At 71.8% G+C, this 17,683-nt stretch carries 17 protein-coding genes; 14 read left to right on the forward strand and 3 right to left on the reverse strand.

The genetic code is table 11. From position 1 onward, the window contains the following. Nucleotides 1–5: 5 nt before the first annotated feature. Nucleotides 6–1,226, reverse strand: a complete 1,221-nt coding sequence (locus tag ACZ6TD_RS35145) for a TerD family protein (protein WP_471358309.1) — start codon at nt 1,224–1,226, stop codon at nt 6–8. Nucleotides 1,227–1,373: 147 nt separating this feature from the next. On the opposite strand from ACZ6TD_RS35145, the gene ACZ6TD_RS35150 reads away from it, so the two are divergent. Then, nucleotides 1,374–2,207 carry a YwqG family protein gene (locus tag ACZ6TD_RS35150; RefSeq protein ID WP_471344607.1) on the forward strand — a complete coding sequence of 278 codons (834 nt, stop codon included), beginning with the start codon at nt 1,374–1,376 and terminating at the stop codon, nt 2,205–2,207. 91 nt (nt 2,208–2,298) lie between these two features. Next, nucleotides 2,299–3,210 (forward strand): NAD-dependent epimerase/dehydratase family protein, encoded by a 912-nt coding sequence (locus ACZ6TD_RS35155; RefSeq protein ID WP_471344608.1) that lies wholly within the window; start codon nt 2,299–2,301, stop codon nt 3,208–3,210. On the opposite strand, the gene ACZ6TD_RS35160 is transcribed toward ACZ6TD_RS35155, so the two are convergent. After that, complete coding sequence (locus ACZ6TD_RS35160) at nt 3,148–4,083, reverse strand: DMT family transporter (protein ID WP_471344610.1); 936 nt, start codon at nt 4,081–4,083, stop codon at nt 3,148–3,150. The genes ACZ6TD_RS35155 and ACZ6TD_RS35160 overlap by 63 nt on opposite strands. A gap of 123 nt (nt 4,084–4,206) precedes the next feature. On the opposite strand from ACZ6TD_RS35160, the gene ACZ6TD_RS35165 reads away from it, so the two are divergent. The 5 genes from ACZ6TD_RS35165 (at nt 4,207) to ACZ6TD_RS35185 (ending at nt 8,353) form a co-directional block, all read left to right on the forward strand. Then, nucleotides 4,207–4,785 (forward strand): TetR/AcrR family transcriptional regulator, encoded by a 579-nt coding sequence (locus ACZ6TD_RS35165; RefSeq protein ID WP_471344612.1) that lies wholly within the window; start codon nt 4,207–4,209, stop codon nt 4,783–4,785. A gap of 64 nt (nt 4,786–4,849) precedes the next feature. Beyond that, nucleotides 4,850–5,815 (forward strand): SDR family NAD(P)-dependent oxidoreductase, encoded by a 966-nt coding sequence (locus ACZ6TD_RS35170; protein ID WP_471344613.1) that lies wholly within the window; start codon nt 4,850–4,852, stop codon nt 5,813–5,815. Between the two features lie 86 nt (nt 5,816–5,901). Further along, a complete protein-coding gene (locus tag ACZ6TD_RS35175) occupies nt 5,902–6,330 on the forward strand; it encodes a MarR family winged helix-turn-helix transcriptional regulator (RefSeq protein ID WP_470005577.1) in 429 nt (142 codons plus the stop codon). Further along, nucleotides 6,327–7,769: an MFS transporter gene (locus tag ACZ6TD_RS35180; RefSeq protein WP_471344614.1), complete on the forward strand. Its 1,443-nt coding sequence runs from the start codon at nt 6,327–6,329 to the stop codon at nt 7,767–7,769. Before ACZ6TD_RS35175 ends, ACZ6TD_RS35180 begins: the two co-directional genes overlap by 4 nt. A gap of 56 nt (nt 7,770–7,825) precedes the next feature. Further along, complete coding sequence (locus ACZ6TD_RS35185; RefSeq protein WP_471358314.1) at nt 7,826–8,353, forward strand: cysteine hydrolase family protein; 528 nt, start codon at nt 7,826–7,828, stop codon at nt 8,351–8,353. 30 nt (nt 8,354–8,383) lie between these two features. Here the strand turns inward: ACZ6TD_RS35185 and ACZ6TD_RS35190 are convergent, their stop codons facing one another. Next, entirely contained in the window at nt 8,384–9,193 is an 810-nt protein-coding gene (locus ACZ6TD_RS35190) for an NAD-dependent epimerase/dehydratase family protein (protein WP_471344615.1), read from the reverse strand. A 308-nt stretch (nt 9,194–9,501) separates the two neighbouring features. On the opposite strand from ACZ6TD_RS35190, the gene ACZ6TD_RS35195 reads away from it, so the two are divergent. The 7 genes from ACZ6TD_RS35195 to ACZ6TD_RS35225 all read left to right on the forward strand — a co-directional run bounded on the left by ACZ6TD_RS35195 (nt 9,502) and on the right by ACZ6TD_RS35225 (nt 17,648). Next, a complete protein-coding gene (locus ACZ6TD_RS35195; protein WP_471344616.1) occupies nt 9,502–10,461 on the forward strand; it encodes a 5-dehydro-4-deoxyglucarate dehydratase in 960 nt (319 codons plus the stop codon). Further along, a complete protein-coding gene (locus tag ACZ6TD_RS35200) occupies nt 10,458–11,657 on the forward strand; it encodes a hypothetical protein (RefSeq protein WP_471344617.1) in 1,200 nt (399 codons plus the stop codon). Before ACZ6TD_RS35195 ends, ACZ6TD_RS35200 begins: the two co-directional genes overlap by 4 nt. 666 nt (nt 11,658–12,323) lie before the next feature. Beyond that, complete coding sequence (locus tag ACZ6TD_RS35205) at nt 12,324–12,962, forward strand: GntR family transcriptional regulator (protein ID WP_471344618.1); 639 nt, start codon at nt 12,324–12,326, stop codon at nt 12,960–12,962. A gap of 88 nt (nt 12,963–13,050) precedes the next feature. Beyond that, entirely contained in the window at nt 13,051–13,953 is a 903-nt protein-coding gene (locus ACZ6TD_RS35210) for a dihydrodipicolinate synthase family protein (RefSeq protein ID WP_471344620.1), read from the forward strand. After that, on the forward strand, nt 13,950–15,689 hold the full coding sequence (gene araD / locus ACZ6TD_RS35215; RefSeq protein WP_471344621.1) for an L-arabinonate dehydratase: 1,740 nt from the start codon (nt 13,950–13,952) through the stop codon (nt 15,687–15,689). The genes ACZ6TD_RS35210 and araD overlap by 4 nt, the downstream gene beginning before the upstream one ends. Nucleotides 15,690–15,825: 136 nt before the next feature. Further along, nucleotides 15,826–16,752 carry a carbohydrate ABC transporter permease gene (locus tag ACZ6TD_RS35220; RefSeq protein WP_471344622.1) on the forward strand — a complete coding sequence of 309 codons (927 nt, stop codon included), beginning with the start codon at nt 15,826–15,828 and terminating at the stop codon, nt 16,750–16,752. Further along, nucleotides 16,749–17,648, forward strand: coding sequence for a carbohydrate ABC transporter permease (locus ACZ6TD_RS35225; RefSeq protein WP_471344623.1), 900 nt, complete (start codon nt 16,749–16,751; stop codon nt 17,646–17,648). Before ACZ6TD_RS35220 ends, ACZ6TD_RS35225 begins: the two co-directional genes overlap by 4 nt. Nucleotides 17,649–17,683 lie beyond the last annotated feature (35 nt).

The raw sequence follows: 17,683 nt of genomic DNA on the forward strand, positions 1-17,683 counted from the left end.
TTGGTTCACAGGGCCTTGCCGGCGGGCTTGGCCATGCCTCGGACGGTGCGCGAGTCCACGTACTCGCCCATCGCGGTCATCTCCCACTCACCCGAGAACTGCTTGATCAGCTTCGCCATCATCACGCCCGTGCGCGGCTCGGCGTGGGTGAGGTCGAAGCGGACCAGCTCCTCGCCGGTCTGGGCGTCGAGCAGGCGGCAGTACGCCTTGGCCACATCGGTGAACTTCTGGCCGGAGAAGGAGTTGACCGTGAAGACCAGGCCGGTGACCTCGGGCGGGAGGCCGCCGAGGTGGACGGTGATGGACTCGTCGTCGCCCCCGCCCTCACCGGTGAGGTTGTCGCCGGAGTGCTGGATGGCGCCGTTGAGGATGGCCAGCTTGCCGAAGAAGCAGGCGTCGATCTTCTTGCGGTCGACACCGAAGGCGATCACGGAGGCGTCCAGGTCGATGTCCTTGCCGCGGAAGGCGGGCTCCCAGCCGAGGCCCATCTTCACCGAGCTGAGCAGTGGGCGGCCGCCCTTGACCAGGGACACCGTCTGGTTCTTCTGCAGGCTGACCCGGCCCTTGTCCAGGTTGATCTTCCCGGTGGCCGGGGCCGCCGCGGCGGCGGGCGGGGCGGCGGCGGGCGCCGCGGCCGGGGGAGCGGACGGCATCGGCGGCGGGGGCTGGAAACCGGCGGGCGGACCGCTCGGCGGGGGCGGCGTCTGAGCGGCGGGGGTGGCGGGGGCGGCGGGCTCCTCGACCGTCACGCCGAAGTCGGTGGCGATGCCCGCCAGGCCGTTGGCGTACCCCTGCCCGACCGCGCGCACCTTCCACGCCCCATTGCGCCGGTACACCTCCACGGTCACCAGCGCGGTCTCGTTGCCCAGCCGCGGCGGGGTGAACGTGGCGATCACCGCGCCGTCGTCCGCGCCGCGCACGGTGGCGGTCGGCTCGGTGCCCGCGAACGTCGCCCCGGGCGCGTCCAGGCTCGCGGTCACCACGATCTTCTCGATGTCGGCGGGGACGGCGGCGGTGTCCACCGTGATGGTGTCGCCCGCGCCCGTCGTCCCGGCGCGGTGGGTCACGCCCGGTCCGGTGGGCTGGTTGTAGAAGACGAAGTCGTCGTCGGAACGCACTTTGCCGTTGGCGGTGAGCAGCAGGCCCGATACGTCGAGCCGCACCGGAGCGGTGACGTCAACCGCCACGCGCGCGACGGAGAGGGGGAGGTTCGAGCCGGGTGTCATAGCGGTCATGCCCGGGGTAACGAACGTCCCCGCTTTACGGTTCCTTGACCTGGGGAGTGACTTCTCCCGTGACCTGCCCCGCCGTGGTCGGCCCGGTCCGGCGTCGGCCCCGTTCCGCTGTCGGTGGCCCCCGCCATCATGGTCCGCATGACGACCGAGCCCGACGCGCTGCACACCCTGGCCCGCACTCACCTGCCCGCCGACCTCGCCGACCGCTGGATCGGGCTGCTGCGCCCGGCCGCCCACCTCCGCCGGGCCGGGGCGGCCGATCCGGTCGTCGGCCGGCTCGGCGGACTCCCCCGGCTGCCCGAGGGCACGGACTGGCCGGTGTGGGAGGGGCACGGCCCGCTGGCGTTCGTCGCGGAGGTGGACTGCGCCGCGCTGCATCGGGAGGAGCTGGACATACCACTGCCCGCCGACGGCCGCCTGGCCTTCTTCTATTACGGCGACGAGGACGACGACGCGCTGGTCGACACCGCCGACCCGGACACCTGGGCCGGTGCCCGGGTGCTCCACCTCCCGCCCGCGCCCGCCGACGCGCCCGAACGGCCCGCACCGGCCGGTCTCACCCCGTACCCGGAGGTGCCGCTGACCGTCCGGGTCGGCCCGAGCGCCCCCGACTTCGATCTGCCCGCGCTGACCGCGGCGTTCGGCGAGGACGCGTTCCCGGACGCGTTCACGAGGGCGATATGGGGCCACCAGAGTGGTGTCGCCCATCAGATCGGCGGCCATGCCCAGTCCGTGCAGGGCGCGGTGGAGATCGTGGTGGCCCACGGCGCGCTGGGCGGGCGGGAGGTGTCCTGGGAGGACCCACGGCTCGAGGAGGAGGCGGGGCGCTGGGTGCTGCTCGCGCAGTTCGACTCCGATGAGGACGCGGACATGATGTGGGGCGACAGCGGCGCGCTGTACTGGCTGATCCGCCCCGAGGACCTCGCCGCGGGCCGCTTCGAGAAGGCCCTGTTCACGTGGCAGTGCTGCTGACGGCCTTTGCCGTCGCGGCAAACCCCGTTGGGGGTCCCTCGAGTCCCGGTCGATTCTGCGCTCTGACCCCCGTCAGAGAGGCACCCCTCCCATGCATGTCTTCCTCACCGGCGCAAGTGGTTACATCGGCGGCACCGTCGCCGTCCGCCTCCGCCGGGCAGGCCACCACGTCAGCGGTCTGACCCGTGACCCGGCCAAGGCCGAACCACTCGCCCGGCTGGGCATCGAGCCCGTGGTGGGTTCGCTCGACGACGCGGACCTCCTCGCCGCGCACGCCCGCCGCGCCGACGCCGTGGTCAACGCGGCCGACAGCGACCACCGTGCGGCCGTGGAGACGCTCATCGCCGCGCTGGCCGGATCGGGCAAGCCGCTGATCCACACCAGCGGCTCCAGCACGGTCGGCACCGGCACGGAGGGCGAGGCGTCCGAGGCGGTCCACGGCGAGGACGTCCTCGACCCGGGATCGGCCTGGGAGCCCGACCACCCCATCCGCAAGGCCCGGGTCGCCATCGACCGCCTGGTCCTGGGCGCGGCCGAGCGGGGCGTACGCTCGGCGGTGCTGTGCGACAGCCTGATCTACGGGCACGGGCGGGGCCTGGCCCGGGACAGCGTCCTGATCGCCGCACTGGTCCGGCAGGCCCGTGCCGGGGGAGTGGTCCGCCATGTCGGCCCCGGCCGCAACATCTGGTCCACCGTCCATGTCGACGACGTGGCCGACCTGTACCTCCTCGCGCTGGAGAAGACGCCTCCGGGCACCTTCTGCTTCGTGGAGAACGGAGAGGCGTCGTTCGGCGCGATCACCGAGGCCATCGCCCGCTCCCTCGGCCTGCCCGGCCCCCGCCCCTGGGACCCCGACGCGCCGGACAACGTCTGGGACCCCCGGTTCGCCCGGCACGCCCTGGGCTCCAACAGCCGCGTACGGGCGCGCCGCGCCCGCGAGCTACTCGGCTGGCACCCGCGACACCGCTCGATCACCGACTGGATCCTCCGCGAGCTGCGCTGATCGGTCGGGGCGGCGGCGCGCGGTGGCCGCCGTCACCCCGATCACGCACACCGCCATGCCCGCGAGGGCCGTCCACCCGGGCGCGTCCCCGAACATCGCGTACGACCACACCAGCGTGGTCGGGGGCGTGAGGTAGATCAGCGCACTGGTGCGGGTGACGCCGTTGCGGCGCAGGCTCAGCCAGTAGAAGCCGTAGCCGCCGACCGTGGAGAGCAGCACCGTCCAGACCACCGCGGTCCAGAAGCCCCCGCCCGCCGGGGGCGCGGCATGTCCTCCGGCCACGGCGACCCCGGTGAACAGGACGGCGCTCACCAGGCAGTGCAGCGGTATGGCGTCCACGGGCTCGAGCGGCGCCCGCACCCTGCGTTCCAGGAAGCTCGCGGCCAGCAGCGCCGCCATGGCGGCGAAGGGCAGCCCGTACGCCCAGGCCGGGGCGGCCGGGCCCGCCGACAGATCGCCCTGGACGACGAGCGCGACCCCGCCGAGGCCGATGGCCAGCCCCGCCCACTGGCGCGGGCTGACCGTCTCCCCGAGCAGCCGCCCGGCCAGCGCGCCCGCCGCGAGCGGCTGCAACGCGGCGATCAGCGCGGCGGTGCCGGACGGCACGCCGAGCCCGACCGCCCAGACGATCCCGCCGAGATAGCCGCCCTGCGAAAGCGCTCCGATCACCGCCTGCTCGGCCACGGCGCGCGGGCGCAGTCTGCGGCGCCTCAGCAGCGCCCAGGCGCCGCCCAGGACCGCCGCCGCCGCGAGGAAGCGCCACATCAGCAGGGTGTCGGCGGTGGCCTCCCGCGTGCCGAGCTCGGCTCCGATGAAGCCGGAGCTCCACATCACGACGAGGCCGATGGCGGTGACGGCGGCGCTGACGGGCATGGGGGTCCTCGCTCTGGTCGGCTACGGATGTCGGGCGCGGGTATACCGGTCTGTTTACTCCCTCACCCACTAGACTAAACAGATCGGTATACCCCTCCGTCAACCCCAGGAGGAGATCAGGGCATGGAAACGCGCGGAGACGTGCTCACCCCCGCCGGGCGCCGCATCCTCGACACCGCCGCCGAGTTGTTCTACGGGCAGGGGATCCACGCGGTCGGCGTGGATCTGATCGCCAAGCGCGCCGGAGTCACCAAGAAGACGCTGTACGACCGCTTCGGCTCCAAGGAGGCGCTGGTCGCCGCCTATCTGCGGGAGCGCGATGAGCGGTGGCGGGCGTGGCTGACCGCCGAGGTCGAGAAGGCGCCCCCGGCGGATCGCGCCCTGGCCACGTTCGACGCGCTCGCCGAGTGGGTGCGCCGCGAGAACCCGCGCGGCTGCGGCTTCGTCAACGCGGCGGCCGAACTGCCGGACGCCGGGCATCCGGCCCGGCAGGTGATCGCCGACCAGAAGCGCTGGCTGCGGGGCTATCTGCGGCAACTGTGCGAGGAGGCGGGCGCGGCGGCCCCCGACGAGCCGGCGGACGAGCTGCTGCTGCTCCACGAGGGGGCCACGGTGCTGAACGGGCTGTCGGTGGTCCCCGATCCGGTCGGCTCCGCGCGTGAGCTGGCCCGGCGGGCGCTGGAGCGGGCCCGGGCGGCCTGACCCGAGCGCGTCGCTCGAGCGCGTTGCTTGCCCTTGAGCGCGCTCGAAGCCGTACGTTCCCCGCATGACGACCCAACAGCATGCGATCGGTTCCGGTTTCGGGGCGCGCAGTACGACGAGCGACGTCCTCACGGGCATCGACCTGTCCGGAAAGCTCGCGCTCGTGACCGGCGGTTATTCGGGGCTCGGGCTGGAGACGACGCGGGCTCTCGCCGGTGCGGGGGCGCACGTCGTCGTGCCCGCGCGGCGGCGTTCGGCCGCCGTCGAAGCGCTCGGCGGGATCGAGGGCGTGGAGGTCGCCGAGATGGACCTCGCGGACCTGGACGGCGTCCGGGCCTTCGCGGAGGAGTTCCTCGCGTCCGGTCGCGATATCGACATCCTGATCAACAACGCCGGGATCATGGCCGCGCCCGAAACCCGGGTGGGCCCCGGCTGGGAAGCCCAGTTCGCGATCAACCACCTGGGCCACTACGCCCTGGTCAACCGGTTGTGGCCCGCCATCGCGCGTGGCGGTGGCGCACGCGTGGTGTCGGTCTCCTCCAATGGGCACCAGCTCTCGGACATCCACTGGGACGACCCCCACTTCGAGCGACACGCCTACGACAAGTGGCAGGCGTATGGGCAGGCGAAGACGGCCAACGCCCTGTTCGCGCTGCACCTCGACGCGCTGGGGCGGAACACCGGTGTGCGGGCGTTCTCCGTGCATCCCGGCACGATCGCCACCCAGCTGGGGCGCCACATGTCCCCGGAGGAGCTGGCGGAGCTGAGTGAGACGATCGAGGCCAGTCCCACCAACGTCGGCTGGAAGGCACCCGAGGAGGGGGCGGCCACCCAGGTCTGGGCGGCGACCTCGCCGCGGCTCGCGGGCATGGGCGGGGTGTACTGCGAGGACTGCGACATCGCCGAGCCCGCGTCGGAGGGGGTCGAACTGGGCAGTGGGGTGAGCGCCTGGGCCACTGATCCGGAGCGGGCCGCGCGGCTGTGGGCGCTGTCGGCCGAGCTCACGGGGGTCGATGCCTTCGCCGAGTAGATAGACAGTTCAAGCTGTTCAGTTTGAACTGGACAGCCTGGGCTGAAGGAAATACCGTGCGGGGCATGGCAGAGACCCCTGGCGGCATGTCCGCGTCCGCCGTGCGCGCCGCGCATGAGATCCGTGTGGTGATCGGCCGGCTGCGGCGGCGGATCAAGGAGACGTACGACCTCGAGGAACTCACCCCCTCGCAGACGTCCGCGCTCAGCAGGCTCAGCAAGGAGGGCCCCGCCTCGGCCAGCGCGCTGGCGGCGGCCGAGCGCGTACGGCCGCAGTCGATGGCGGCCACGCTCGCCGCGCTGGACGAGCGCGGGCTGATCCAGCGGCGCCCCGATCCCGGTGACGGGCGGCGGCAGTTGGTCTCGGTGAGCGAGACCGGCAGCGCGTTCCTGGACGACAAGCGGCGGGCGGGCGAGGAATGGCTCGCCCGGGCCCTGGAGAGCGGCTATACGGAAGCGGAACGGGAGACCATCCTCGAGGCGCTGGCCCTGCTGGACCGGCTCAGCCGCGCATGATCGAGCGGCTGACGCGACGAAAGGGCAGGTCGGACGCGGGGAGCGCGTTCGACCGGAGGCTGCTCGCGCCGATGATCCTGGGTTCGGTACTGAACCCGGTCAACTCCTCGATCATCTCGGTGTCGTTGGTGCCGATCGGCGCCGCGTTCGGGGCGCCGCCGTCGCAGACGGCCTGGCTGGTCTCCGCGCTCTATCTGGCCACCTCGATAGGCCAGCCGGTCATGGGCCGGCTGATCGATCTCTACGGGCCGCGCCGCCTCTTCCTCGCCGGGGCGACGCTGACGGGGATCGCGGGGCTGATCGGTCTGCTCGCCCCGAACCTGGGGACGCTGATCGTCGCCCGGGTGGTGCTCGGGTTCGGCACCTGCGCGGGCTATCCGGCCGCGATGTACCTCATCCGCGGGGAGGCCCGGCGGACCGGTCAGGAGAGCCCCGCCGGGATCCTCGCCACGCTCGCGGTCGCCAGTCAGACCATCGCGGTCATCGGGCCGCCCCTGGGCGGGCTGCTGATCGGGCTGGGCGGCTGGCGTACGACCCTCGCCGTCAACATCCCGCTGGCGGTGGCCGGTCTGATCCTCGGCGTACGGCGTCTGCCGAAGGAGCGGCCCCTGGCGGAGCGCACCGATGAGCGCGTCCGGCTGGACCTGATCGGCATGGGGCTGTTCGCCGCGACGCTCGTCTCGCTGCTGCTGTTCCTGATGGAGCCCCGGGCCGATCGGTGGTACCTGCCGGTGCTGATGGCGGTGGCGGCGGCCGGGTTCGCGGTGCGGGAGCTGCGGGCGGCGGAGCCGTTCATCGATCTGCGGGTGTTCGGCGGCAATCCGCCCCTGCTGCTCACCTACGCCCGCGCGCTCCTCGTCTCCGTCGTCTCGTACGTCTTTCTGTACGGCTACACGCAGTGGCTCCAGGACGGCCGGGGGCTGACGGCCTCACAGGCGGGGCTCGCCCAACTGCCCCTGTTCCTGACCGGGATCGCGGTGTCCAGCGCCACCGGCCGCCGCTCCGCCGTACGCGGCAAGCTGCTGGTGGGGGCCGTGGGGCAGATCGTCGGCTGCGCCCTGCTGCTCCCGCTCCAGCCGGACAGTGCGATATGGCTGCTGATCGTCGTCGCGCTCGTCTTCGGCGTACCGCAGGGGCTGATGAACCTCGCCCTGCAGAACTCGGTCTACCACCAGGCCGATCCGGAGCGGATGGGCTCCTCGGCGGGGCTGCTCCGCACCTTCTTCTACCTCGGCGCGATCGTCGCCTCCAGCGCCAACGGCGCCTTCTTCGGTGCCCGTGCCGATACCGGCGGGCTGCACGGCCTGGCCTGGTTCATGCTCGCCATCACCGGTCTCTGTCTGGCGCTGACGCTCGTGGACCGCTCGCTGGGCGGTATCGGGTCCGACGATCCCTCTTCCGCTTCCGCGCACCAACCGACACAGCGAAAGGCTTCATGAACGTGAACGACAACGAGAGCGTGAACACGCACCCGAACAAGACGGCCCTGCTCGTGATGGACGTCCAGGAGGGCATCGTGGCCCACGTCCAGGACCCCGACTATGTGCCGCGCGTGAGCCGTGCGGTCGACGCGGCCCGTAACGCCGGGATCCCCGTCGTGTACGTCGTCATCGGCTTCCGCTCCGGCCGCCCCGAAGCCTCGGCCCGCAACAAGATCGTTGGCTCCCTGCCGCCGGGCCTCTACACCGAGGACGACCCCAAGATCGCCATCCACGCCGGGGTGGCGCCCCGGCCGGACGAGGTCGTGGTCACCAAGCGGCGGGTCAGCGCGTTCGCCGGCAGCGACCTGGATGTGGTGCTGCGGTCCGGCGAGATCACCCATCTCGTCCTGACCGGCGTCGCGACCGGCGGCGTCGTCCTGTCCACCCTGCGCCAGGCCGCCGACCTGGACTTCCGGCTCACGGTGCTGTCCGACGCCTGCTACGACCCGGACCCGGAGGTCCACCGGCTGCTCATCGAGAAGGTGTTTCCGTCGCAGGCCGAGGTCACGACGGTGGAGGAGTGGGCCAGGACGGCGGGCTGACCGCTCGGCGCTCAGCGGCTGGGTCGGGCCTCAGCGCGGCCAGATGGGCGGGTTGGTGCAGAACGCGCCGCCGAGGTACTCGTGGTCGGGGTTGCCCGGCTCCAGTTCGCCCTGTTCGGCGATCAGCTTCGCGGCGTACGGCTCGGAGTCGTCCCTCGGCTCGTACCCCAGGGCGCGGGCCGAGGAGAGGTCCCACCACAGGCGGGTGTTGGCCGAGCTGCCGTAGACCGTCGTGCAGCCCACGTTCTCCGCCGTAAGGGCGGCGTGGAGCAGCCGGGCGCCGTCCGCCGGGCTCATCCAGATGGACAGCATGCGGACCGTCGTCGGCTCGGGGAAGCAGGAGCCGATGCGGATGGCGACCGTCTCGATGCCGTGCTTGTCCCAGTAGAACGAGGCCAGGTCCTCGCCGAACGCCTTCGAGAGCCCGTAGTAGGTGTCGGGGCGGCGCGGGGTGTCGAGCGGGATGAGCGGGTCGTCCCCCACCGGGCGGGGGGTGAAGCCCACGGCGTGGTTGCTGGAGGCGAAGACGATCCGGCGGACGCCCGCCTCGCGCGCCGCCTCGTACACGTTGTACGTGCCCTCGATATTGGCCCGCAGGATCTTCTCGAACGGGGCTTCCAGGGAGATACCCGCGAGATGGATGATCGCGTCAACGCCCCGCACGGCCTCGCGCAGGGCGTCCCGGTCGGACAGATCCGCGGTGATCGCGTCCGGCTCGCCCTCGATGGGGAGCTGGTCGAGCAGCCGCAGCCGGTATCCGTACGGCGGCAGCAGCTCGCGCATCAAGGTGCCCATGCCGCCGGCGGCGCCGGTGAGGAGGACGGTGCGGGGAGCGGGCATGGGCGGATCCTCCGTAAGGGGTATCGCGTTATGGGGTTGTCGCGCAGGGGTTCTTGCGTATGCGGTTTTTATTCATATATGTGGTTCAGATTCATGGACACCGTAAGGATCGGCGCATGGGTCGTCAAGGGTGGCGGGCTGCCGGGGAATTCACCGTCGGGTGAGTGGCGTCACCCCGTTGGCGCCCTTGACCGGCGGTCGATGGCTGCCTTACGGTGAGCTTGTTCACGAATGTAGATGACGATCAGAAACGTGCACGCTGCGCCGGTGGGTGACGGCGGGTCGGTGTACACGACAGGGAGAAGCCCGTGACCTCAGCTTCACTCGCCGAGCGCCTTGACGGACTGCTGTTCTTCCCCGTGACCGCCTACGGTCCCGATGGCGCCCTGGACCTGGAGATCTACCGCGCGCACGTCCGCGCCGGGATCGAGGCGGGGGCGGGCGCCGTCTTCGCGTGCTGCGGCACGGGCGAGTTCCACGCCCTGACGCCCGAGGAGTTCCACGACTGCGTCGTGGTCGCCGTGGAGGAGGCCGCCGGGCGGGTGCCGGTGGTCGCGGGCGCCGGGTACGGGACCGCGCTGGCGATCCAGTACGCCAAGCTGGCCGAGCGGGCCGGTGCGGACGGGCTGCTCGCCATGCCGCCGTATCTGGTCGTGGCCGATCAGGAGGGGCTGATCCGCCACTACAGCGCCCTCGCGGGCGCGACCGACCTCGACATCATCGTCTACCAGCGGGACAACGCCGTCCTGACCCCGGACTCCGTGGCCCGGCTCGCCAAGGTGCCCGGCATCATCGGTCTCAAGGACGGCATCGGCGACCTCGACCTGATGCAGCGCGTCGTGAGTGCGGTGCGGGCGGACGCCCCCGACGAGGACTTCCGCTACTTCAACGGGCTGCCGACCGCCGAGCTGACCGGCCTCGCCTACCGCGGCATCGGCGTGACGCTCTACTCCTCCGCCGTCTTCTGCTTCGTCCCCGAGATCGCCCTCGCCTTCCACAAGGCGCTCATGACGGGCGACGACGAGACCGTCAACAAGCTCCTGGACGGCTTCTACCGGCCGCTGGTCGAGCTCCGCAACCAGGGCCGCGGCTATGCGGTCTCGCTGGTCAAGGCCGGGGTCCGGCTGCGCGGGCTGGACGTCGGCGAGGTGCGGCCGCCGCTGAGCGAGGCCAGCCCCACCCACATCAAGGAGCTGGCCGAGCTGATCGAGCGCGGCATGGCGCTGGTCGGGGACGCGGACAAGGACGGGGACGGGGAGGCGCGGTGAAGGCTTCCGCCTTCGTCTACCCCTGGGACGTCGTCGGGGACCCGGACGCCGCGCGCCGCATCGCCGACCTCGGCGTCCAGCAGGTGACGCTGGCCTCCGCCTACCACTCGACCCGGGCCCTGACCCCGCGTCACCCCGGCCACCGCATCGTCACCGCCCGCCACGCGGCCGTGCTCTACCCGCCGAGCGCCGAGCGCTGGGAGGGGCGCGAGCTGCGGCCGTACGAGCAGTCATGGGTGCCGGGCGACGATCCGTACGGCGAGGCGGCCGCCGCGCTGGCCGACGCCGGTCTCGAGGTCCACGCCTGGGTGGTGCTCGCGCACAACACCCGGCTGGGCGAGGAGCATCCGCGGATCGCCGTGCGCAACGCCTACGGCGACCGCTACCCGTGGGCGCCGTGCATCGCCCGCCCCGAGGTGCGCGACTATCTGGTGGACCTGGCCGCCGAGGCCGCCGTACGGCCCGGTGCCCGCGGCACCGAGCTGGAGTCCTGCGGCTGGTACGGGCTCGCCCATCTGCACGCCCACGACAAGATCGGCGGGGTGCCGCTGGGCGGCGCCGGCCAGTATCTGATGTCGCTGTGCTTCTGCGAGAGCTGCGCGGCGGGCTACGCCGAGCTGGGCGCCGACCCCGAGGAGCTGCGCGAGCTCGTCGTGCGCGCCCTGCGGCCGGTGTGGGCGGGCGAGGCCACCGCGGACGGCGGTGACCGAGCGGGGGAGTGGGCCGAGGTCGAGAAGCTGCTCGGCGCCGATCACGCCGCGCTCTTCGCGGCCTGGCGCGACCGGATCGCGAGCGGTCTGCGGGCCGAGGCCGTGGCCGCCGTAAGGGCCGCGGCGGACGAGGACTTCCAGGTCCTGCTGCACGCCGACCCGGCCCCGCACCGGCTCGGCGCCAACGTGGGCGTGGACCCGGCCGATGTGCTGGCCCAGGCCGACGGGGTCGTACTGCCGTGCACGGGGGGCGAGGCAGCACGCTCCGGGGTCCTTCCGCCGTTCGTCCCGTACCGGACCGAACGGACCGTGCTCGCCGCCAACTTCACGGTGGTGGCGGGGATGGGCGGCAGCCCGGCGACGCTGGCCCGGGACGCGGCCCACGCGGTGGAGCTGGGCGCGGACGAGCTCCGTCTGTACCACGCCGGTCTGGCCTCGGACCAGGACCTGGCGGCCGTCCGTACGGCCCTGGCCGAGCTGAGCTGAGCCCAGCTCGCGAGACGGAGAAGGGGTGCGGGGCCGTGTCCATGTGCGGCTCCGCCGCGGACGGTCGACGGCAGGTCGAGGCACTTCCAGAGCCGGCGGAGCGCCTTGACCTCCCCGCCCTCGGCTGCCTCCTCCTCCGCCCCCTGCACGAACCCGCCCTCCCCGAAGTCATCACCCAACACCCCCACCCCGTGAACCGCCCGGCAGCAGGTCCAGCGGCCGGTACGAGTCGCGCATCTCCCGCTCGCCGTACTCGTCCGCCTGCGGCTTCGTGGCGTGCCGCCGCAGCGTCCCGGCGGACGGGACGTCGAGGTAGTAGGCATGGGTGCGGCCCAGGTGGTCGCGGCAGAGGGCGTCCAGCGCGCGGATTGTCCTGGGTCACCAGCGCCAGGCCGCGTCCGTAGCGGGCGCGCAGCCCGGCGGCGGCGGACTTGCCGGACGCGGAGTTGCCGCGCGGCATGATCAGCCGCGTGGCCGCGGATCCCACCCTCATCCGGGCCACGCTATCGGCAGCGGACGCGTGCACAGGGGCCGTCGGCGGGCGATTGACCGTCATGCGCGAGTTTTGTCAGAACCGTTGACGAACCCCCGGGGCCGCCCTAATTTCATCGCGTCGTACTTCGTATGTCATATATGAGACGCGATACGCGAGATCTGAGAGCATCCATGGACATTGCCCCGAGCCCGATCCCCTCCCGCACCCAGTACGTGCTGGAGGCGGTCAAGCACGCGATTCTCACCGGGAGGTTGCGACCCGGACAGGCGTTGGTGGAGGCCGAGCTGGCCGCGCAGTTCGGGGTGTCCAAGACGCCTGTGCGGGAGGCGCTCAAGACGCTCGCGGGCCGGGGGCTCGTGGTGATGAGCGAGTACAAGGGCGCCACGGTCAGGACCGTGGACACCGCGATGGCGCACGCCGTCTACGATGTGCGGCTGCTCCTGGAGCCCGAGGCGCTGCGCCGGACCGTGGCCGCGCGGGCCGGGCTGGAGGCCGCCGGGGCCGCGCTGGAGCGGTCGGACGCGGCCGCCGATCCGGCCGGGCGGTCGCTCGCCAACCGCGACTTCCACCGGGCGCTGTATCTGCCCTGCGGCAACCCCCTGCTGACCCGGATGCTCGACGAACTGCGTGACCAGGCCGCGCTGGTGTCCGCCATCGCCTGGCAGGCGGTGCCCTCCTGGGAGCGGGAGGCCCGTGAGCACCGGGAGATCCTCGCCCGCGCGCTCGACGGCGACGCCGACGGCGCGGCCCGCGCACTGCACGAGCACATCGCCTCCTTCGTCCGGCGCGCCTTCCCGGACGGGGAGTAGCGCCCGGCGGCCCCGGCCGCTAGGCCCCAGCACGCGGCACCATCCGAACAGCTCGTCCCGATGCCGACCATCGAGAGAAAGGGTTCGTATGGACTACTCACCGCTGAGGACGGCGCTCGCGGACGTCGTGGCGATCCCGGTGACCCCGTACGACGCCGAAGGCGCCGTGGACCGTGCCGCCTATCGCGCCCTGCTCCGCCGGCTCCTCGACGGCGGGGTCAAGGCCGTCACCCCGAACGGCAACACCGGGGAGTTCTACGCCCTCACCCTCGAAGAGCGGCGGCTGGTCACCGAGCTGACCGTCGATGAGGCCGCCGGGCGGGCCGCCGTGCTCGTCGGCGTCGGCCATGACGCGGCCACCGCGGTCGAGGCCGCCCGCCACGCCCGTGGCGCCGGGGCCGACATGGTGATGGTCCATCAGCCGGTGCATCCGTACGTCGCCCAGGACGGCTGGATCGACTACCACCGCACCATCGCCGAGGCCGTCCCCGAACTCGGCGTGGTGCCGTATCTGCGCAATCCGCTCATCGAGGGGGCGGCGATCGCCCGGCTCGGCGAGGCGTGCCCCAATGTCATCGGGGTCAAGTACGCGGTCCACGACGCCACCCGCTTCGCCGCCGTGGCGCGCGACGCCGGTCTTGACCGGTTCGTCTGGGTGGCCGGGCTCGCCGAGCTGTACGCGCCCTCGTACTGGGCGGTCGGCGCCACCGGCTTCACCTCGGGCCTGGTCAACGTGGCCCCCAACGTCTCGCTCAACATGCTGGGCGCGCTGCGCGCGGGGGACTACCCGGGCGCGATGAAGGTGTGGGAGCAGATCCGGCGGTTCGAGGACCTCAGGGCCGAGCGGCAGTCCGCCAACAACGTCACGGTGGTCAAGGAAGCGCTTGCCGCGATGGGCTTATGCCGGCGCGACGTCCGTGCCCCGAGCAAGCCGCTGCCCGAACCGAGGCGCGCGGAAGTCGCCGCGATCGTCGAGGGGTGGTCGGTGTGAGTACCCGGCGGAGAACGCGCAAGCGCCCCGACGAGCTGCGCAGCCACCAGTGGTACGGCACCGACGGCCTGCGCTCCTTCAGCCACCGGGCCCGCACCCGCCAGCTCGGCTATCTCCCCGAGGAGCACCTGGGCAAGCCGGTCATCGCGATCCTCAACACCTGGAGCGACATCAACCCCTGCCATGTGCACCTGCGCGACCGCGCCCAGGCGGTCAAGCGCGGGGTCTGGCAGGCGGGCGGCTTCCCGCTGGAGTTCCCGGTCTCCACGCTCTCCGAGACCTTCCAGAAGCCCACCCCCATGCTCTACCGCAACCTCCTCGCCATGGAGACCGAGGAGCTGCTGCGTTCGTACCCGGTCGACGGCGCCGTGCTGCTGGGCGGCTGCGACAAGTCCACCCCGGCGCTGCTGATGGGCGCGGCCAGCGCCGACCTCCCGGCGGTCTTCGTCCCGGCCGGGCCGATGCTGCCGGGCCACTGGCGCGACGAGGTGCTGGGCTCGGGCACCGACATGTGGAAGTACTGGGACGACAAGCGGGCCGGGCTGATCGGCGACTGCGAGATCTCCGAGCTGGAGCGGGGGCTGGCCCGTTCCCCCGGCCACTGCATGACGATGGGCACCGCCTCCACGCTGACGGCCGCCGCCGAGGCGCTGGGCGTGACCGTGCCCGGCGCCTCGTCCATCCCGGCCGTGGACTCCGGGCACGACCGGATGGCCGCCGCCTCCGGGTTACGCGTGGTCGAGCTGGCCTGGCAGGACCTCAGGCTCTCGGAGATCCTCACCCGGGAGGCGTACGAGGACGCGGTCGCGACCGTGCTCGCCCTCGGCGGCTCCACCAACGCGGTGATCCATCTGATCGCCATGGCGGGCCGGTCCGGGGTGCGGCTCACCCTCGACGACTTCGACCGGATCGCCCGTACCGTCCCCGTGCTGGCCGATCTGCGGCCCGGCGGCCGGTACTTGATGGAGGACTTCCACTTCGCGGGCGGGCTCCCGGGCTTCCTCTCCCGGCTGACGGACGTCCTGCACCTGGACCGCCCCACCGTCGCCCACCCCACACTGCGCGAACAGCTCGACGGCGCCCTGGTGCACAACCCCGAGGTGATCCGGGACCGCGACCGCCCGCTGGCCGAGGAGGGCGGAGTGGCGGTGCTGCGCGGCAATCTGTGCCCCGACGGCGCCGTCATCAAGCACATCGCGGCCGAGCCCCGGCTGCTGGAACACACCGGCCCGGCCGTGGTCTTCGACGACTACAGGACGATGCAGGCCACCATCAACGACCCCGGACTCGGCATCACCGAGGACAGTGTGCTGGTGCTGCGCAACGCGGGTCCCCTCGGCGGCCCCGGAATGCCCGAGTACGGGATGCTGCCGATCCCCGACCATCTGCTCAAGCAGGGGGTGCGGGACATGGTGCGGATCTCCGACGCCCGGATGAGCGGCACCAGTTACGGGGCCTGTGTGCTGCACATCGCGCCCGAGTCGTATGTCGGCGGCCCGCTCGCGCTCGTCCGCGACGGCGATCCGATCACCCTGGACGTCGCGGCGCGGGTGCTGCGGCTGGAGGTGGACGACGCCGAGCTGGAACGGCGCCGGGCGCGGTGGACGGCCCCGCCGCCCCGCTACGAGCGCGGCTACGGCGCGCTCTACCAGGAGCAGATGACCCAGGCCGACACCGGTTGCGACTTCCGCTTCCTGGCCCGCCCGGGGGCGGTGCCCGAACCCTACGCGGGCTGACGCCACCTCCCGGCACGAAAAATTTTGTACGAGATCCCGAACGACATTCGGTAAGCGCTTCACGGAAGCGCTTCACCAGACCCTGCCCCCTCCGAGACCGTCCGCCCGCGCACCTGTTGAGAACGGAGAAGCAGTCATGGCCCACGCCGTGGCGAAACCACCCCGGGTCACCCGGCGCCGTACGGGAGGACCGGCCCGCCGCCTCCCGTATCTGCTGATCGCCCCCGCCGGGCTGCTGATGCTGGGCTTCATCGCCTATCCGATGCTCAGCGTCCTGTACTACAGCCTGCGGAACTACAACGTCACCAAGCCCTGGCGGAACGGCTACGCGGGCCTGGACAACTTCACCCGGATCTTCACCGACGACCCGCAGTTCTGGGACACGCTCGTCTTCAGCGGCAAATGGGTCGTCACCGAGGTGCTGGCGCAACTCCTGCTCGGCCTCGCGCTCGCCCTGCTGGTGAACCAGACCTTCCTCGGCCGCGGCCTCGCCCGCGCCCTGGTCTTCTCGCCCTGGGCCGTGTCCGGGGTGCTGACCACCACCATCTGGATGCTGCTCTACAACCCCTCCACCGGCATCAGCCGCTATCTCGCGGACGCGGGAGTAGGCACCTACGGCACCTCGGTGCTCTCGGACACCGGGACCGTCTTCTGGGCCGCCGTCGTCGCCGAACTCTGGCGCGGCGTCCCGTTCTTCGCGATCCTCCTCCTCGCCGACCTCCAGTCCATCCCCAGGGACCTCTACGAGGCGGCCTCGGTCGACGGCGCGGGCCGGGCGCGGCGGTTCCTCCACATCACCCTGCCGCATCTGAAGGACGCGATCATCCTCTCCACGCTGCTGCGCGGCGTCTGGGAGTTCAACAACGTCGATCTGCTCTACACCCTCACCGGCGGCGGACCGGCCGGGCAGACCACCACCCTCCCGCTGTACGTCGCCAACACCGGGATCAACGGCCATGACTTCGGCTACGCCTCCGCGCTGACCACCGTCGCCTTCGTGATCCTCCTCTTCTGCTCGATCCTCTATCTGCGCCTGAGCAAGTTCGGAGGCGAGACCAAGTGACCGCCGCACTCGCCGAACAGGGCACCCTGCCCGCCGCCGCGGCCGCCCCGCCGCCCACCGCCCGCGGGAAGCGCCGGCGCGGGTCCGACCAGGGCGTACCGCGCTGGCAGATCTATCTGCCGCTGGGCCTGTACCTGCTGTTCACCCTCGTCCCCTTCTATTGGATGCTGCTGTTCGCGCTGCGCCCCGCGGGCTCGAACGCGCTGGTCCCCTGGCCGATCACCGGTGAGCACTTCCAGAAGGTCTGGAACGAGCGCAGCTTCGGGATCTTCTTCCAGAACAGCATGATCGTCGGCGTCGCCTCACTGGTGATGACGACGGCGGTCGCGCTGGCCGGGGGCTATGCCCTGGCCCGCTTCGAGTTCCGGATCAAAAAGGGCTTCATGCTGGCGCTGCTGGCCTCGCAGTTCATCCCGGGCGCGCTGATGCTGGTGCCGCTCTTCGAGATCTTCAAGAACCTGCAGATGATCAACTCGCTGGGGAGCGTGGTCATCGCGGAGACGGTCTTCCAACTGCCCCTGTCGATCATCCTCATCAGCGGCTTCATCAAGAACGTGCCGGTGTCGCTCGAGGAGCAGGCGTGGGTCGACGGCTGCGGCCGCTTCCGGGCCTTCTGCGCGGTGGTGCTGCCGCTGCTGCGCCCCGGGCTGATCGCGGTCGGCTCCTTCGCCTTCGTGCACAGCTGGAACCACTTCCTGTTCGCGCTGATGTTCCTCAGCTCCCAGGACAAGCAGACGATCCCGGTGGGCCTCAACACCCTCATCGGGGCGGACAGCGTCGACCTGGGCGCGCTCGCGGCGGGCGGGGTGATCGCCGCGGTGCCCGTGGTCATCGTCTTCGCCTTCATCCAGAAGTGGCTGATCACCGGCTTCAGCGCGGGGGCGGTCAAGGGCTGACCGAAACCTGACCCGTTGGGTCGTCGGAACGAGCA

It is taken from the genome of Streptomyces yongxingensis, from assembly GCF_055597465.1.

Excerpts from the sequence above, each read along its gene's own strand:
- ACZ6TD_RS35175 (WP_470005577.1), top strand. The coding sequence starts at position 5,902 with ATGTCCGCGTCCGCCGTGCGCGCCGCGCATGAGATCCGTGTGGTGATC.
- ACZ6TD_RS35210 (WP_471344620.1), top strand. The coding sequence starts at position 13,051 with ATGGACTACTCACCGCTGAGGACGGCGCTCGCGGACGTCGTGGCGATC.
- ACZ6TD_RS35220 (WP_471344622.1), top strand. The coding sequence starts at position 15,826 with ATGGCCCACGCCGTGGCGAAACCACCCCGGGTCACCCGGCGCCGTACG.
- ACZ6TD_RS35185 (WP_471358314.1), top strand. The coding sequence starts at position 7,826 with ATGGACGTCCAGGAGGGCATCGTGGCCCACGTCCAGGACCCCGACTAT.
- ACZ6TD_RS35205 (WP_471344618.1), top strand. The coding sequence starts at position 12,324 with ATGGACATTGCCCCGAGCCCGATCCCCTCCCGCACCCAGTACGTGCTG.
- ACZ6TD_RS35165 (WP_471344612.1), top strand. The coding sequence starts at position 4,207 with ATGGAAACGCGCGGAGACGTGCTCACCCCCGCCGGGCGCCGCATCCTC.
- ACZ6TD_RS35170 (WP_471344613.1), top strand. The coding sequence starts at position 4,850 with ATGACGACCCAACAGCATGCGATCGGTTCCGGTTTCGGGGCGCGCAGT.
- ACZ6TD_RS35145 (WP_471358309.1), bottom strand. The coding sequence starts at position 1,226 with ATGACACCCGGCTCGAACCTCCCCCTCTCCGTCGCGCGCGTGGCGGTT.
- ACZ6TD_RS35190 (WP_471344615.1), bottom strand. The coding sequence starts at position 9,193 with ATGCCCGCTCCCCGCACCGTCCTCCTCACCGGCGCCGCCGGCGGCATG.
- ACZ6TD_RS35160 (WP_471344610.1), bottom strand. The coding sequence starts at position 4,083 with ATGCCCGTCAGCGCCGCCGTCACCGCCATCGGCCTCGTCGTGATGTGG.
- ACZ6TD_RS35155 (WP_471344608.1), top strand. The coding sequence starts at position 2,299 with ATGCATGTCTTCCTCACCGGCGCAAGTGGTTACATCGGCGGCACCGTC.
- ACZ6TD_RS35180 (WP_471344614.1), top strand. The coding sequence starts at position 6,327 with ATGATCGAGCGGCTGACGCGACGAAAGGGCAGGTCGGACGCGGGGAGC.
- ACZ6TD_RS35150 (WP_471344607.1), top strand. The coding sequence starts at position 1,374 with ATGACGACCGAGCCCGACGCGCTGCACACCCTGGCCCGCACTCACCTG.